The organism is Bradyrhizobium canariense (assembly GCF_018130465.1).
GTDB classification, from domain to species: Bacteria; Pseudomonadota; Alphaproteobacteria; order Rhizobiales; family Xanthobacteraceae; genus Bradyrhizobium; species Bradyrhizobium canariense_C.
In genome coordinates, this window is the sequence record NZ_JAFCKJ010000001.1 from 942996 (window position 1) to 957275 (window position 14280).

Genomic DNA, 14280 nt, shown 5'->3' on the forward strand with positions numbered 1-14280 from the left:
CTGTCAGCATGCAGAGTGGGACGAATGAAGTAGGCGGTCTATCACGATTGCACGATCGACCGTACTCGCGCGCGTGGTGCGTTACTCCTTCACCGCGCCGGTCAGCGACGACACGTAATAATCCACGAACAGCGAGTAGAAGATCGCAACCGGCAGCGAGCCGAGCAGCGATCCCGCCATCAGCGCGCCCCACTGGTAGACGTCGCCGGTGACGAGCTCGGTCAGTATCGCGACCGGCACCGTCTTGTTGGCGCCGCTCTGGATGAAGGCGAGCGCGTAGATGAACTCGTTCCATGACAGCGTGAAGGAGAAGATGCCGGCAGAGATCAGGCCGGGCACCGCCAGTGGCAGCGTGATCCGGCGCAGGATCTGGAGCCTTGTGGCGCCGTCCACCAGTGCGCATTCCTCGAGCTCGTAGGGGATCGACTTGAAATAGCCGATCAGGAGCCAGGTGCAGAACGGCACCAGGAAGGTCGGATAGACCAGGATCAGGGCAAGCGGGCTGTCGAACAGGCCGAACTGCACGACCACGGTTGCCAGGGGAATGAACAGGATCGACGGCGGCACGAGATAGGCGAGATAAATGCCGAGGCCGACATAGGGGCTGCCGCGGAAGCGCAGGCGTTCGATCGCATAGGCGGCAAGCGTGCTCGCGATCAACGACAGCGTGGTCGAACCGATCGCGACCAGCATCGTCGTCCACAGCCAGCGTGGATAGGCGGTGTTGAACAAGAGATGCTTGATGTGAGCAAGCGTCGGCGAGGAGATCCAGAACGGATTGTGCTCCTTGTAGTTCATCAGCTCCGCGTTCGGCTTGAACGACGTGATCGCCATCCAGTAGAACGGAAACAAGAGGATCAGCACGAAGCAGCCGAGCGGCAGGTAGATCATCATCAGCCGCCGCAGCCCGGAATCCCAGGCCATGGTGTCGGGCGGTGTGGTGGCGACGGCGGCCGGCTGCGCGGCGGTGTCAGTCATTGCTCTCTCCCTGCTGCCATTTGCGGCGCGCCAGGCCGAAATAAGAGAACAGCGTCGCGAACACCAGGAACGGGATCATCGACACCGCGATCGCCGCACCTTCGCCGAGTTCGCCACCGGCGATGCCGCGCTGGAAGGCCAGCGTCGCCAGCAGGTGAGTCGAGTTCACCGGACCGCCTCGGGTGATGGCATAGACGAGCTGGAAGTCGGTGAAGGTGAAGATGATCGAGAAGGTCATGACGATGGCGAGGATCGGCATCATCATCGGGAAGGTGATGTAGCGGAAGCGTTGCCAGGCGCTGGCGCCATCGAGCATTGCGGCCTCGTAGAGTGAGGGCGAGATGGTCTGCAAGCCGGCGAGCAGCGAGATCGCGACGAAGGGGATGCCGCGCCAGATATTGGCGGCGATCAGCGAGAAACGCGCCGGCCAGGGCGAGCCGAGGAAGTCGACATTGGTCGTGCGCCAATGCAGCACGTCAACCAGCAGGTAGGAGATGATCGAGAATTGCGGATCGTAGATCCACCAGAACGCCAGCGCCGAGAGCACCGTCGGCACGATCCAGGGCATCAGGATGATCGCCCGCAGCAGGCTCTTGAACGGAAAATGGTTGTTGAGCAACAGCGCAAGCCAGAAGCCGAGCGCGAACTTCCCGAAGGTCGCGATTGCGGTGTAGACCACGCTGTAGAAGACGGCGTTCCACCACAGGGGATCGGTGAGCAGATACTGAAAATTCTCGAAGCCCACGAAGACGCCGCGCCGGCCGATCGTGGTGTCGGTGAATGCGAGCCAGATGCCGAGACCCAGCGGATAGGTCAGGAACACCGCGAGTAGCCCGATCGCCGGCGCGAGGCACATTACAATCAGGAACGGCTTGTAGTCGAACAAGCGCACCAGCCAGGAGGGCTGCCGTCGTGCGAGGGCGAGAGTGGGAAGTGTGGTCACGGACATCGGGTCGTTGTCCTGTCGTTGAATTCCGCCACACCGTCATTTGCGAGCGAAGCGAAGCAATCCAGTCTGTTTCCGCGGTTGCAGTCTGGATTGCTTCGCCGCTACGCTCATCGCAACGACGGCCGTCTTGTCCTCTGGCGTTACTTCTGCCGCCGGAAGTACCGCTTGCAGCGCTGCTCGGCTTCTGCAGCCGCGGCTTCCGGCGTCGCTGCACCGGTCGCGACCGAGGCGAACATCTGCACCGTCACATAGTCCGCGCGGACGGCGCCGGTGGCGGTCGAGATCGGGCCTTTGTAACCGGCGTAATATTTGCTGTTCATTGTGTCCTTGAAGATCGCGACCTTCGGGTCGCCCTTCCACACCGCCGCGTCGGCATAGGCCGCCAGCGGTTGCGACCAGTAGCCGCTGTTGGCGTTGAGCCATGGCTCGTACTGCTCCTTCTCCAGCATGAACAGCAGGAAGGCTTTCGCCGCATTGGGATACTGGCTGTGCTTGAACACCATGGCGTTCAGCGTCAGTCCGGACATCGGCGAGGCCGGCGCAAGGAACTTCGGTAACAGCTGATGCTCGGAATCTTCTGCAATCGCCGCCAGTGCTGGATCGTTCTTCAGCGAAAAATACAGCGAGACGCCGTTGGCGGTCAGGCCGATTTCTTGTGACGAGTAGGCGCGATTGTTGCTGACGTCATTCCAGGACGGCGTGCCGGCGATGAAGGTCGGATAGAGCTCCTTCACATAGTTCAGCGCCGCGATCGTTTCCTTGCTGTTGATGGTGACATTGCCTTCCTCGTCCAGCAGCGAGGAGTTGTGCGACCACATCATCCAGTCCGCGAAGCCGTTGCCGTCGCCCACGGCATTGCCCAGCGCGAAGCCGGCGGGCTTGCCAGCCTTCTGCAGCTTCTTGCAGAGATCGAGGAACCCGCCCAGGTCTTCCGGCGCCTTGTCGAACCCGACGGATTTGAGAATCGACTTGCGATAGATCAGGGGACCGGCGGTGGCCCCGAACGGGAGCCCGATCCAGGTATCGCTCTTGGCCTTCTTGCCGTAGGCCTTCGCAAGGTTCTGCCAGCCGCCGTAGCGTTTGCCTAGATAGTCTGCGACGTCGGTCAGCTCGACCAGCTTGTCGACATAGATGTGCGGTGCGTCGGAGAAGCCGATGATGATGTCGGGACCCGCGCCGGAATTCGATGTCACCGCGGTCTGCTGGTTGATGTCTTCCCAGCCGACGAAGTCGACCTTGATCTCGACGCCGGTCTCCTTGGTGAATTTTGCCGCATTGGCGCGGAACACATCCTCGTCGGCCTGGACGAAGCGGACCGGTCGCAGCATGCGCAGGGATGCGCCTTTCTCGATCGGCAGTTTCGGTGTGGGGACGTCCGCGGCCTTGATCGCGGATTGGGCGTTCGCCGGAGCACCGGTTGCTGCGATTGCAGCAGCGGACAGGCCCAGCGCCAAGGCATCACGACGTGTGATGTCGTTCCTCATCGGTTCCTCCCTATATGTTTCCCTTCCCGGCGTTGATCGCCGGTGAAGGGTCTTTCCGGTTTCCGGCGCGCCTTCGCGGCCGGCCGCCTAGCTGTTCGGGCCGCGGTCCATGCTGACAGGCTGCCAGCGGCGGAGCGCGGTGTCTTGCAGCACCGACGGATTGACGCAGCTTACCGGCCACATGCCCTGAAGCACCAGTGACAATTCGTAGCCCACCCGGCGCTTGCGCGCCTCGTCAAACCGTGCCGAGGCGGAGGCGACATGGGCGGTCAGGGTCACATTTTCCATGCTGAAGATAGGGTTGTTGTGCGAGGGCGGTTCCTTCTCCAGCACGTCGAGGGCGGCATGGGCGATCCAGCCCTCCTGGAGCGCCTTGATCAGGCTTTCCTCGTCCACGGTGGCGCCGCGGCCCGTGTTGATGAAGACCGAGCCCTTCTTCATCTGCCGGAAGTGCTTCTCGGTGAGCATGTGATGCACCTCGGGCCGGGCGGGGGCGTGCATCGAGACGAAGTCGGATTGCGACAACACCTCGTTCAGCGTCGCCGGAATCACGCCGTGGTCGGACATCAGCGTTTCCTGGATGAAGGGATCGTAGGCCATCATGCGCAGGCCGAACGGCGCCGCGCGCTTCGCAACTGCACGCGCCACGCGGCCGAACGAGATGAAGCCGAGCGTCTGACCCATCAACCGCGGAATCTTCGACAACGCCGGCCGGCCCTCGGCCCAGCGGCCGCTGCGCACCATCCGGTCCTGCTCGACCAGCCGGCGGAAGCCCGCGAGCAGCAGCATCATGGCATGGTCGGCGACCTCTTCGATGAACGTGTCGGGGATGTTGGTGACGGGAATGCCGCGCGCGGTCGCGGCCTTGATGTCGACGCTGTCGACGCCGACCGAGCCGAGCGTGATGACCTTGCAGGTCTCCAGCGCGTCTATGATGGTCTTGGTGATCGGGATGCCCTTGGCGTAGATGGCGTCGGCGGTCTTCGCGGCGGCGATGAACCCGGCCTCGTCGGCCGGCGCCTCGACGATCTCGGCGTCGATCGGATCGAGCGCCTCGCGCTCGTAGGAATAATCGCTGCTCGCGACGGTGAAGCTCGCGCCCTTCGGCGTCACCACCCGGTATTTCGGCATGTCCTGCTCCCGATTTGGTTTCTTGTTGCGACCCGGCCTTCGTGCGGGCCTTTGCGTCTTTTACGCGAAATCGGGTTGCCTGCGTACAATCGCCGGTTGCCGTTGCGTCGATTTGTGCGACTCCTCCCAGGTTTTCTCAGGGCTTCTACGGGCGTCCCGTAACAGGTTGCTAAGGGGTCCCCACTAAAAGTTGATTCAATTGCGATCGATTCACTCGCGCGTCCTTATCCCTTTGTTGCCGGAGCCATCCCGTGAAATTGAGCAATCTGAAGATCGCCCCCAAGCTCGGCATTCTCGTCGGCGTCACCTTGTTCGGTCTCTGCATTTCCGGGGTCCTCGCCGGATACCTGATGAAGCAGGAGATGGTGAACGCCCGCATCGATCAGGCCAAGGCGATCGTGGAGATGGGGCGCAACTACGCCGCCGCCCTCAAGAAGCGGGTCGACGCCGGCGAGCTGACGAAGGACGCGGCCATGGCCGAACTTCGCCGCTACGGCAATGCGATGACCTACGACAACGGCTCGGGCTATTTGTTCGGCACGTCCTATGAGGGCATCACGCAGCTCGCGCCCGATCCGAAGCAGATCGGCAGCAACCGCATGGATGTCGTGACCAACGGCCGCAAGCTGTCTGTCGAGTTGATGGACGGCGTCAAGGCCAACGGTTCGATCCTGCTGTACTATGAATATGTGAAGCCCGGCCAGGAGAAGCCGATCCGCAAGCTCGGCTACGCCGTCGCGGTCCCCGGCCTCGACATGTATCTCGGCACCGGTGCCTATCTCGATGACATCGACGCCAAGATGGGTCCGGTCTACTGGCTGCTCGGCTTCGCCATGCTCGGCATCGTCATCGTCGCCGGCAGCGTTGCCTGGCTGATCGGTCGCAGCATCAGCCGCCCGCTCGCCCTGCTCGGAGCCCGCATGAAGGATCTGGCCGACGGCAAGCTCGACGGCGACATTCCCGGCGTCGGCCGGGGCGACGAGGTCGGCGCGATGGCGTCGACCGTCCAGATCTTCAAGGACAACGCACTGCGCATTCGCGAGATCGAGAAGAGCGAAGCCGATGCCAAGGATCGCGCCGTGGCGGAACGTCGCAGCGCGATGGAGGGCATCGCCAGCGACTTCGAACGCAGCGTCAACGGCATCGTCCGCTCGGTCTCCTCGGCCGCGACGGGCATGCAAGCCACGGCGCAATCGATGACCGCGACCGCCAGCGACGCCTCTTCGCGTGCGGCGACCGTCGGCGCGGCCTCGCAGAGAGCGTCGGGCAATGTTGGCACGGTTGCCGCGGCTGCCGAAGAGCTGTCGAGCTCGGTCGCGGAAATCTCCCGTCAGGTCACCCGCTCGACCGAAGTGGCGAGCCGCGCCGTCAACGACGCCGAGCGCACCAATGCCACGGTGCAGGAACTCTCCACCGGCGCCGAGAAGATCGGCGAAGTGGTCAAGCTGATCCACTCGATCGCGGCACAGACCAATCTGCTCGCCCTCAACGCCACCATCGAGGCGGCGCGTGCCGGTGAGTCCGGCCGCGGATTTGCCGTCGTCGCTTCCGAAGTCAAGGCCCTCGCCAACCAGACCGCCAAGGCGACCGAGGAAATCTCCGCCCAGGTCGCGGCGATGCAGACCTCGACCAGCGATGCGGTCGCCGCCATCGGCGGCATCACCCAGACTATCGCCGAGATGAGCGAGATCACCGCGGGCATTTCCGCGTCGATCGAGCAGCAGGGCGAGGCGACCCGCGAGATCGCCCGCAACATTCAGTCGGTCGCGGCCGGATCGAACGAGATCAACGCCAATATCGGCAGCGTCACCTCGGCCGCGGAAGCGACCGGCACGGCGGCAACCGACGTGCTCACCAACGCCCGCGAGCTGGACAGCCAGTCCGGCGCGCTGCGCAGCGCAGTCGACGGCTTCCTCGCCAAGGTGCGTGCGGCGTAAGGCTTGCTGTCTCCGGAATACTGGATCGTCCGCCCCAGTGCGCAATTGCGCACAAGGCGGACGATGACAGCTTCCTGGTGGCGCCCCCTACTGCTTCTCGATCCCCGCCTCCCGGATCAGCCTCTCCCACAACACGAGCTGCTCGTTCACGAACGTGCCGAGCTGCTCCGGCGTGCCCGAAAACGCGTCCATGCCGAGGGTGGCCAGCTGGGCCTTGATCTCCGGCTTCTCGACGATCTTCCGGATCTCGGCGTTGAGCCGCGTCACGATCTCCTTGGGCATGCCGGCGGGGCCGAAATAGCCCTGCCACGACGAGATGTCGAAGTCCGGCACGCCGGCCTCCTGCATCGAGGGCAGGGTCGGCACCAGCGATGAGCGGTCCTTCGTCGTGACGGCGAGCGCGCGTAGCGCGTTGCCCTGGACATGCGGCAGGCCGGTCAGGATGTCCACGAACATCATCGAGACGCGGCCACCCATGACGTCGTTGAGCGCCGGCGGCGAGCTCTTGTAGGGCACGTGCAGGAGGTCGAGCCCGGCATTGTGCGCAAAGGTCGCACCCGACACGATCGCCGAGGACGAGCCCGAGGCGTAGCTCAGCTTGCCCGGATTGGCCTTGCCGTAGGCGACGAGCTCGCCGACGGTCTTGGCCGGCACCTCCGGGTGGATCACCAGCATGAAGGGCAGGTCGCCGGTGCGCGCGATCGGGGTGAAGTCCTTGACCGGATCGTAGGTCAGGTTCTTGAGCAGATAGGGATTGGCCGAATGCGTGGTGTTGGTGGTCACCAGCAGCGTGTAGCCGTCGGGCGCGGCGCGCGCGACATAGGTCGCGGCGATCATGCCGTTGGCGCCCGCCTTGTTCTCGATGACGATGCCGACGCCCAGTGCCTGCGACAAATGCTGCGAGATCAGCCGCGTCGTGGTGTCGGTGCCGCTGCCGGCCGCGAACGGCAGCACCAGCGTGATGTTGCGGCTCGGATAGGTGTCGGCCTGCGCAGCGGATGCGGCGGCGAGACAAAGGGCGGCCGCGCCGGCGGTGCGCAGGGCTCGGATCAGTGATGACAGCATGCGTGGTCGTTCCCTCTTTTTCGTTGGCGGGGAACCTAGCCGGTCCACATCAAAACCGGAAGACGCGAGTTAACCTGGTCCCGTGCCCCGGACGCAGCGCAGCGCTTCTTCAGCGGTGCGCTGCAGAGCCGGGGCCCATGCCGCGGCAAACTGGGTCCCGGTTCAGCAGCGCATCACTGCGTGCTGCGCTGCTGAACCGGGACACGAGACTTGTCGTGCGCCCGCGTCGCGGAATTACTTCACCGCAGAACCCTGGCGCGAGGCGAACACGACGCCTGCGAGCACCAGCAGGTAGCCGATCAGGTGGAATGGCTGGAGTTTTTCACCGAGCAGCAGGATCGCCATCGCCGAGCCGAACACCGGCACCAGATGAAAGAACGGTGCGGCGCGGTTCGGGCCGATCAGCGCCACGCCCCGGTTGAAGAAGAGATAGGCCAGCGTCGAGGGAAAGATCAGGATGTAACCCAGCGTCGCCAGCGTCACCCCGTCGAGTTGCAGGACGCGGCCGCTCCAGGCCTCCCAGATCGCGGTCGGCAGCAGCATCGTCGCACCGCAGCAGGTGGTGAAGGAGAGAAAGGAGAGCTGGTGGATCTTCGGTCGCCGCGGGATGAAGGTGGAGTAGATCCCGAAAGCCACCAGCGAGGAAGCGAACATGATGTCGCCCCTGTTGAAGCTGATGCTCGCGAGCGTGCCGAGATCGCCGCGCAGGATGATGATCAGCACGCCGAGAAGCGAGATCGCGATGCCGGCGAGCTGCGCACCGGTCAGCCGCACGCCGAACAGCACCAGCGACCACAGCGCCACGAACAGCGGGCCGGCCGACTGGATCAGCAGCGCGTTCAGCGCCTCCGTGTATTGCATCGCCCAGTACGAGATCGCGTTGTTGAAGGCGAAGCCCACCAGCGACAGGAACAGCATCAGCGGCAGGTTCTTGCGCAAGTTCGGCCAGTCGCGCTTCAGATGCGGCCAGGCGAACGGCAGCAGGATCAGGAACACGCCGAACCAGCGGATCGTGGTCACCGTCAGCGGCGGCACATGCGCGCCGACGTGGCGCGCGAGCACGATGTTGCCGGCCCAGAACAGCGAGCTCAGGCTGAGCAGCAGATAAGGCTGGTTGTTGAGCCAACTGGCCGGATTGGAGGCCGGTGGCGCAGGCGAAGCGATCGTCATTGGCGTTGGATACAAGCTTGCGCCGGGTTTGCGTCGTGACACAAGTCACGCGACCGCAATGCTACAATGCAGGCATGACCAGAGGAGGCGGCATTGGCGGTTAATATGTTGAACATCGACGGCCTGGAGCGGCTGGATCAGCATGCACCGGTGGTGATGCTGAACCTGATGCGCTTCCACGCGTGCTCGGGCGACGGCGACGGTTCCGGCTGGGACGCCTATTTGCGCTACAGTGCGGTCACAGTGCCGATGATCAAGGCGCGCGGCGGCACGCTGCTCTGGACCGGGAAGGCCAAGTCGGTTGCGCTCGGCCCGCACGATGGCAACGACAGGGATTTCGTGGCGCTGGTCTACTATCCGAGCATCGCGGCCTTCCTCGACATGATGAAGTCGGAGGCCTACGAGCGTGACGCCGATCCGCACCGGCGCAACGCCTGCGCCGAGCATGTGATCGTTGCGACGGAGCAAGCGTACAGTAAATTCAGCGCCGGCTGATCCTGCCGGACTCACGAACCAAGTGTGCGTGTTTGGATATTTTTTGCAACCTTTGGGCGCGACTTCGACGCAGTTGCGCGCCAAATGTGAACTATTCGGTTGCCTGAGGGTGCCAAAGATGGTGCCTTTGGCCGGTGAGCGCGGATGACCGGCATTGCAGGCTAGGCATAACGCGTTGCGGTGCTGCTTCCTCCTGGTCGACTATTGCTTCGTTGGGGATCAGATGCTCTGTGAGCGTTGTGGCGGGGACAATCCGGCGACCAATCGCTTCTGTCACGGCTGCGGTTCGGCTCTGCCGATGGCCTGCTCCGTCTGCAATCATCTCAGCCCGCCCGGCTCGGGCTTTTGTGGGGCCTGCGGCGCGGCCTTGAACGCCGCGGGCAGGCCAATCCCGGCAGCGGCGGGGCATTCTACGAGGCCGCTTCGGGGCGAGCTGAAGCAGGTGACGGTGCTGTTTGCCGATCTCGTTAGCTCGACCGAGATCGTTGCCGGCCTAACCGCCGAAGATGCCATGCAGCGTCTCAAGCCCGCGCTCGATTCCATGTGCGACGGCGTGGAGCGGTTCGAGGGCACGGTGGTCCGAACTCTCGGCGACGGCATCCTCGCCTTCTTCGGCGCACCTCGCGCGCAGGAGGGCCACGCCCTGCTGGCGTGCGAGGCGGCGCTGGCGATCCGCGACACGTTTCGTGCGCGAGACGATGCCATGTCGGTCCGCATCGGCCTGCATTCCGGCGAGATCGTCGCGGATGCTCCGCTCGTCGACACGGTCACCGAGCACGGCGCTTACGGGCTCACCATTCATCTGGCGAGCCGGCTGCCGGCCAAGGCGGAACCGGGTGAGATTTGCCTGACCGACGAGACCTACCGTCTGGTGCGCTCGTTCTGCGACGTCGGCCCGCTCGGCCGTCACCGCCTGCGCGGCGTGCCGGAGCCGATCGAGCTGTATCTTCTCAAGAACCTCAAGCCGGCGGTCGCTAGCCAGCAATTCCGCGGTGTCGCCTTGGCGACGTTCCGCGGGCGCGAACGGGAGATGGCTCTGCTGCAGCGGACTTTGGCGGCGGTGGAGACCGGCAGCTCGCGCGTCACCGGCATCGTCGGCCCGCCTGGGACCGGCAAGAGCCGGCTGTGCTACGAGTTCGCTGAATATTGCCGCGCGCGTCACATCCCGGTGTTCGAGGCCCGCGCGCAGCCCTATGGCACGGCAACGCCGCTGCAGCCGGTGCTGGAGTTCTTGCGTTCGACCTATTTCAACGTCTCACCGGACGACGAGCCTGATCTGGCGGTGAAGCAGATCGCCACGCGCCTCGCCGAGCTCGGCTCTACATTCGAGGCGGACCTCTGGCTGGTCTGCGATTTCCTCGGCATCAGGCACGGCCAGGGCCCACCCTCCTGGCTTGGTCCGCGCGCACGCAACGTTCGTCTGCTGGATATCGTCCGACACATGGTTCGCCAGCGCGGCGCGTCGGCGTCGGTGATCATCATCGAGGACCTGCATTGGCTCGATCAGGCGAGCGAGGAATTCGTCGCAACGCTCGTTGACGCGGTGATCTCCACCAAGACCGTCCTGATCGTGAATTTCCGGCCGGCCTATTTCGCGCCTTGGATGCGCGAGCCGCTGTACCAGCAGATCGAGCTCGCCGAGCTCTCGCCGACGGATACGGACGATCTCGTCAACGAGCTGCTCGGGCCGGGGGACGAGCTGTCCGAGGTACGGCGGCGCGTCGCCGAGCGCAGCGGCGGCAACCCGTTCTTCGCTGAGGAGCTGATCCGTTCCCTGGTCGAGCATCTGGCCATCGTTGGCGAGCAGGGCGGTTATCGGCGCGGCATTTCCGGTGTCTCCGACGTGCTGCCACCGACCGTGCAGGCCGTGATCGGAGCGCGGATTGATCGGCTGGCGGCCGGCGATCGCGACCTCCTGCACACGGCCGCGATCATCGGCAAGGAGTTTCAGCTCGCGGTGCTGCAGAGCGTCGCCAGCGTGCCCGCTGCCGAGCTCGAGGCGACGCTGGCCCGGCTCTGTTCCGGCGAGATGCTCCAGGCGCGCAGCGGCGAGGACGGCCAAGGCTATAGCTTTCGCCATCCCCTGATTCAGGAGATCGCCTACTCGACCCAGCTCCGCGCGCGGCGCAGCCTTCTGCACGCGCGGGTGGCGCGCGCGATCGAGCAATTTTATCCGGAGCGGCTCGAGGAGTTTTCAGCGCTCCTGTCGCACCATTTCGAGCAGGCCGGTGAGATCGACGCCGCCGCCGAATACGCCGCGCGCGCCGCGCGCTGGATCGGCTCGACCAGTCCGGCAGAAGCGATTCGGCACTGGCACAAGGTGCGCGCGCTGAAGGGGGGACAGAAGCGTAGTCTGGCGGGCGATGTGCTCAGGATCGCGGCCAGCAGCCAGATCGCTTGGCTAGGCTGGCGCGAGGGCATGACGTCGGAGGACGCAAAACCCTTCATTCAGGAAGCGTTGGAATGGGCGCAGGAGATCGACGATTCCATGATCCCGCTCCTGCTGTTTGTCGAAGGACGGATCGCGGGTGCGAGCGGCGGGCAAGCCGATGCCTACGTCAACGCCGTCAGGGAAGCCTTGGCGCTGACGGAATCGCGACAGCTTACCAGCCGCGCCGCGACGCTCAATGCCTCGCTCAGCCAAGCCTACGGCTGGGCCGGCCTTTTGCGCGAAGCCCTGGCGGCGAGTGATGCGGCGCTCGCCGGCGTTCCTGGCATCAGCGACTTCGAGCACCAGTTCCTTGGCTACAATGTGGAGCACTGGATCCTCGGCCTCCGTGGCCGAATCCTCGTTCGTCTCGCCCGTTTCGACGAGGCGCGGCGGTGCTTCGATCGAATTCTCGCCATCGATCCGACGCTGATCGATCCGACGGTGCAGTTCATCGCCCATCTTGGGTATGTCGATCTGGCCTGGTGCTTTGACGATTCCGCGATGGCCTCCACCCATGCCTGGCGCGTGATCGAACTGGCGACGCGCCAGGCCAGTCCCTATTTGCGCGCCTATTCGCTCGCCTGCATCGGCACGGCGCAGGGCATCGCGCAGAACTATCAGGCCGCAATCCTGTCGTTGACGGAGGGCGTCGAGTTCGTGCGCGCGGCGCGCGTGGCCATGGAAATCGAACCAGAGATGCTTGCGAGCATCGCCGACTATCAGCTTCGTTCCGGCGCCCACGCCGCGGCCATCGATAAGGCGCGGGAAGCGATCGCGGTGGCGCAGGAACGGCACGCCCGGCTGCCGGAATGCCGCGCCACCATCGCGCTCGCCGCCGCGCTGGCGGCGAGCAACAACCCGGATCACCTCGGCGAGGTGGCCCTCCTCGTCGATCGAGCCGAGGCCCTGATCGAGCTGACGGGGGCGGGCATTTACCGAAGGCTGCTGGAGGAGACTCGACGACGGCTGTCGGTCGGCGCGTGAAGGCTAGAGTTTCCGCACGATGAGCGTGAACTCCATCAATCCATAGCCGTCGCGCACCTCTGCAATGGCATTGAACCGGCTGGCGCAGTAGCGCGCCCAGGATACGGTGTCGGTGGTGTAGAGGCCTCGGCGGGCAGGCGCGCTTTCTGACCGCTTCATGAAATTGACTGCGAAGCCGCGCCTGGTGGTGCGATGAAGATCATCGAGGCTCGCCGCGATGAACTGCTCCCAGTCGTGCTGCGGCTGATCCTGCGCAACGTTGAAGATGCCGCTGGCGACCGCGTAGTCGGCGGTCCGGGGGCTGCTATGGCCGATGGCGAACGCGGTGTCGCCGCGGTTCCGCCAAAGCCGCAGCGCCCGCCGAACCATCGGCTCCGAGACGTCGATACCGAGATAGTCCACCGCGCAGCCGTCATGCCGGCGGCCGAGATAGGCGATCAGCGCGCCATAGCCGCAACCGAGATCGTTCAGCGAGAAGGGCGATGCGAAGTCGCACAATTTCAGGAGCTGGACGAAGCGCATCTCCTGCGTGGCCTGGCAGGTCCAGTCGACGCCGTTCGGCGTCGCGCCGAAGCGTGCGACCTTCGCCGAATAATAGGCGGCGATGCCGCTGTAAATCCGACTCAGGTCTCCGGCGCCCGGAGAGGCAAGCTCGCTCGCGACAACGGCGGCGCGCATCAGCCCGCCTATTTCTTCGACTTCTTCTTGCCCTTGCCTGCGGGCGGGACCTTGGGCGCCATCGGCACCGAAATCGTGAGATATGTTCGGTCGATGTAGAAGATCGGGGTGTCCTCGCGTACGACGACCTTGAGGCCATAGCCGCCGCTATTGCGAGAATCATGGGCCTTCATGAAGCAAGGCAGCGGCGACTTGCGCGCAAAATTCTTGATCAATGCGTTCACGATGCGCTGGTCGCCCGTTTCGCCGTCCTGGTCCGACGGGACCTTGGCCAGCCAGGCCAGCACACTGTACCACCGGTTCTTTGCACGGTTGTTGTTCAGGCCGCCCAATCCGAGGAGCTTTGCGCTCTCGACGAACGGCCGTCCTTCCTGGAAGATTTCGAATTCGTCCTGCAGGGCCTTGATTTCGGACACGCCCCCGGCAGTCAGTTCGATATCTTTCTGCTCGGGGCCAAATCTCAAATTGAACAGATCGAACAGCGGGCCGATATAGATATCGTCCTCGGCCATCAATGCGCCCATATCACTCTCCCTGCAATTAGTGGGGTTATTGGATCGGGAAGCCAGCAATCGGGACATTGAACCTTGGTCCCGGACAAATTGCAAGGAAAGCGGGACGCTCGTGGGCCTACTTCTTCCGCTCAGTGCGCTTTCTGCCCCTCCAGTATCAACCCATCAACAGCGGCTCGACACGCGGCCCGCATCAAGCGGCAGACCTCCTCGGGCGACCGCCGCGCGCGCAGCGCCGCAAACGTCTTGAGGTGGCGACGATCGCGGTCCTGACCGGAGCCTATCTCGGCCATCTCGCCCACGCCGGCAGCTTCGGCAAGACCGAGCAGGTCCTCGCGATCGGCGTTCAGGCCGCAATCGGCCCCGCGCGGTTCTCGCCTTGCGCCGCGGCTCGGGCGATTCAGCGGCCATGCATTCACGCATTGCGACTGCACAGCGCGTGGGCGCGGCGCTGCTCGGCACGACG

At 64.4% G+C, this 14280-nt stretch carries 12 protein-coding genes; 3 read left to right on the plus strand and 9 right to left on the minus strand.

Annotation, left to right across the window (positions count from 1 at the left end):
• Positions 1 to 81: 81 nt before the first annotated feature.
• From JQ591_RS04170 to JQ591_RS04185, 4 genes are all read right to left on the minus strand, one after another.
• Positions 82 to 978 carry a carbohydrate ABC transporter permease gene (locus JQ591_RS04170; protein ID WP_211394752.1) on the minus strand — a complete coding sequence of 299 codons (897 nt, stop codon included), beginning with the start codon at positions 976 to 978 and terminating at the stop codon, positions 82 to 84.
• The gene (locus JQ591_RS04175) at positions 971 to 1927 is read right to left on the minus strand and encodes a carbohydrate ABC transporter permease (protein WP_211394753.1); all 957 of its coding nucleotides are present in this window, start codon (positions 1925 to 1927) and stop codon (positions 971 to 973) included. Before JQ591_RS04175 ends, JQ591_RS04170 begins: the two co-directional genes overlap by 8 nt.
• Before the next feature lie 140 nt (positions 1928 to 2067).
• Complete coding sequence (locus JQ591_RS04180) at positions 2068 to 3411, minus strand: ABC transporter substrate-binding protein (protein WP_211394754.1); 1344 nt, start codon at positions 3409 to 3411, stop codon at positions 2068 to 2070.
• Positions 3412 to 3498: 87 nt separating this feature from the next.
• A complete protein-coding gene (locus JQ591_RS04185; protein ID WP_211394755.1) occupies positions 3499 to 4542 on the minus strand; it encodes a C-terminal binding protein in 1044 nt (347 codons plus the stop codon).
• 251 nt (positions 4543 to 4793) lie between these two features.
• On the opposite strand from JQ591_RS04185, the gene JQ591_RS04190 reads away from it, so the two are divergent.
• Positions 4794 to 6479: a methyl-accepting chemotaxis protein gene (locus JQ591_RS04190; protein ID WP_211394756.1), complete on the plus strand. Its 1686-nt coding sequence runs from the start codon at positions 4794 to 4796 to the stop codon at positions 6477 to 6479.
• 87 nt (positions 6480 to 6566) lie between these two features.
• On the opposite strand, the gene JQ591_RS04195 is transcribed toward JQ591_RS04190, so the two are convergent.
• Both JQ591_RS04195 and JQ591_RS04200 read right to left on the minus strand, forming a co-directional pair.
• Complete coding sequence (locus JQ591_RS04195) at positions 6567 to 7544, minus strand: Bug family tripartite tricarboxylate transporter substrate binding protein (RefSeq protein ID WP_211394757.1); 978 nt, start codon at positions 7542 to 7544, stop codon at positions 6567 to 6569.
• A 234-nt stretch (positions 7545 to 7778) separates the two neighbouring features.
• Positions 7779 to 8714 carry a DMT family transporter gene (locus JQ591_RS04200; protein ID WP_211394758.1) on the minus strand — a complete coding sequence of 312 codons (936 nt, stop codon included), beginning with the start codon at positions 8712 to 8714 and terminating at the stop codon, positions 7779 to 7781.
• A gap of 105 nt (positions 8715 to 8819) precedes the next feature.
• Here JQ591_RS04200 and JQ591_RS04205 point away from each other — a divergent pair, with 105 nt between their 5' ends.
• Both JQ591_RS04205 and JQ591_RS04210 read left to right on the plus strand, forming a co-directional pair.
• A complete protein-coding gene (locus JQ591_RS04205; protein ID WP_211394759.1) occupies positions 8820 to 9209 on the plus strand; it encodes a DUF1330 domain-containing protein in 390 nt (129 codons plus the stop codon).
• A gap of 223 nt (positions 9210 to 9432) precedes the next feature.
• Positions 9433 to 12624 carry an adenylate/guanylate cyclase domain-containing protein gene (locus JQ591_RS04210; RefSeq protein WP_211394760.1) on the plus strand — a complete coding sequence of 1064 codons (3192 nt, stop codon included), beginning with the start codon at positions 9433 to 9435 and terminating at the stop codon, positions 12622 to 12624.
• 3 nt (positions 12625 to 12627) lie between these two features.
• Here the strand turns inward: JQ591_RS04210 and JQ591_RS04215 are convergent, their stop codons facing one another.
• The 3 genes from JQ591_RS04215 to JQ591_RS04225 form a co-directional block, all read right to left on the minus strand.
• Positions 12628 to 13302: a class I SAM-dependent methyltransferase gene (locus tag JQ591_RS04215; RefSeq protein ID WP_211394761.1), complete on the minus strand. Its 675-nt coding sequence runs from the start codon at positions 13300 to 13302 to the stop codon at positions 12628 to 12630.
• An 8-nt stretch (positions 13303 to 13310) separates the two neighbouring features.
• Positions 13311 to 13826: a hypothetical protein gene (locus JQ591_RS04220; RefSeq protein ID WP_211394762.1), complete on the minus strand. Its 516-nt coding sequence runs from the start codon at positions 13824 to 13826 to the stop codon at positions 13311 to 13313.
• 119 nt (positions 13827 to 13945) lie between these two features.
• On the minus strand, positions 13946 to 14233 hold the full coding sequence (locus JQ591_RS04225; RefSeq protein WP_211394763.1) for a hypothetical protein: 288 nt from the start codon (positions 14231 to 14233) through the stop codon (positions 13946 to 13948).
• Positions 14234 to 14280: the final 47 nt, after the last annotated feature.

Excerpts from the sequence above, each read along its gene's own strand:
- JQ591_RS04170 (WP_211394752.1), bottom strand. The coding sequence starts at position 978 with ATGACTGACACCGCCGCGCAGCCGGCCGCCGTCGCCACCACACCGCCC.
- JQ591_RS04175 (WP_211394753.1), bottom strand. The coding sequence starts at position 1,927 with ATGTCCGTGACCACACTTCCCACTCTCGCCCTCGCACGACGGCAGCCC.
- JQ591_RS04180 (WP_211394754.1), bottom strand. The coding sequence starts at position 3,411 with ATGAGGAACGACATCACACGTCGTGATGCCTTGGCGCTGGGCCTGTCC.
- JQ591_RS04185 (WP_211394755.1), bottom strand. The coding sequence starts at position 4,542 with ATGCCGAAATACCGGGTGGTGACGCCGAAGGGCGCGAGCTTCACCGTC.
- JQ591_RS04195 (WP_211394757.1), bottom strand. The coding sequence starts at position 7,544 with ATGCTGTCATCACTGATCCGAGCCCTGCGCACCGCCGGCGCGGCCGCC.
- JQ591_RS04200 (WP_211394758.1), bottom strand. The coding sequence starts at position 8,714 with ATGACGATCGCTTCGCCTGCGCCACCGGCCTCCAATCCGGCCAGTTGG.
- JQ591_RS04205 (WP_211394759.1), top strand. The coding sequence starts at position 8,820 with ATGTTGAACATCGACGGCCTGGAGCGGCTGGATCAGCATGCACCGGTG.
- JQ591_RS04210 (WP_211394760.1), top strand. The coding sequence starts at position 9,433 with ATGCTCTGTGAGCGTTGTGGCGGGGACAATCCGGCGACCAATCGCTTC.
- JQ591_RS04215 (WP_211394761.1), bottom strand. The coding sequence starts at position 13,302 with ATGCGCGCCGCCGTTGTCGCGAGCGAGCTTGCCTCTCCGGGCGCCGGA.
- JQ591_RS04220 (WP_211394762.1), bottom strand. The coding sequence starts at position 13,826 with ATGGGCGCATTGATGGCCGAGGACGATATCTATATCGGCCCGCTGTTC.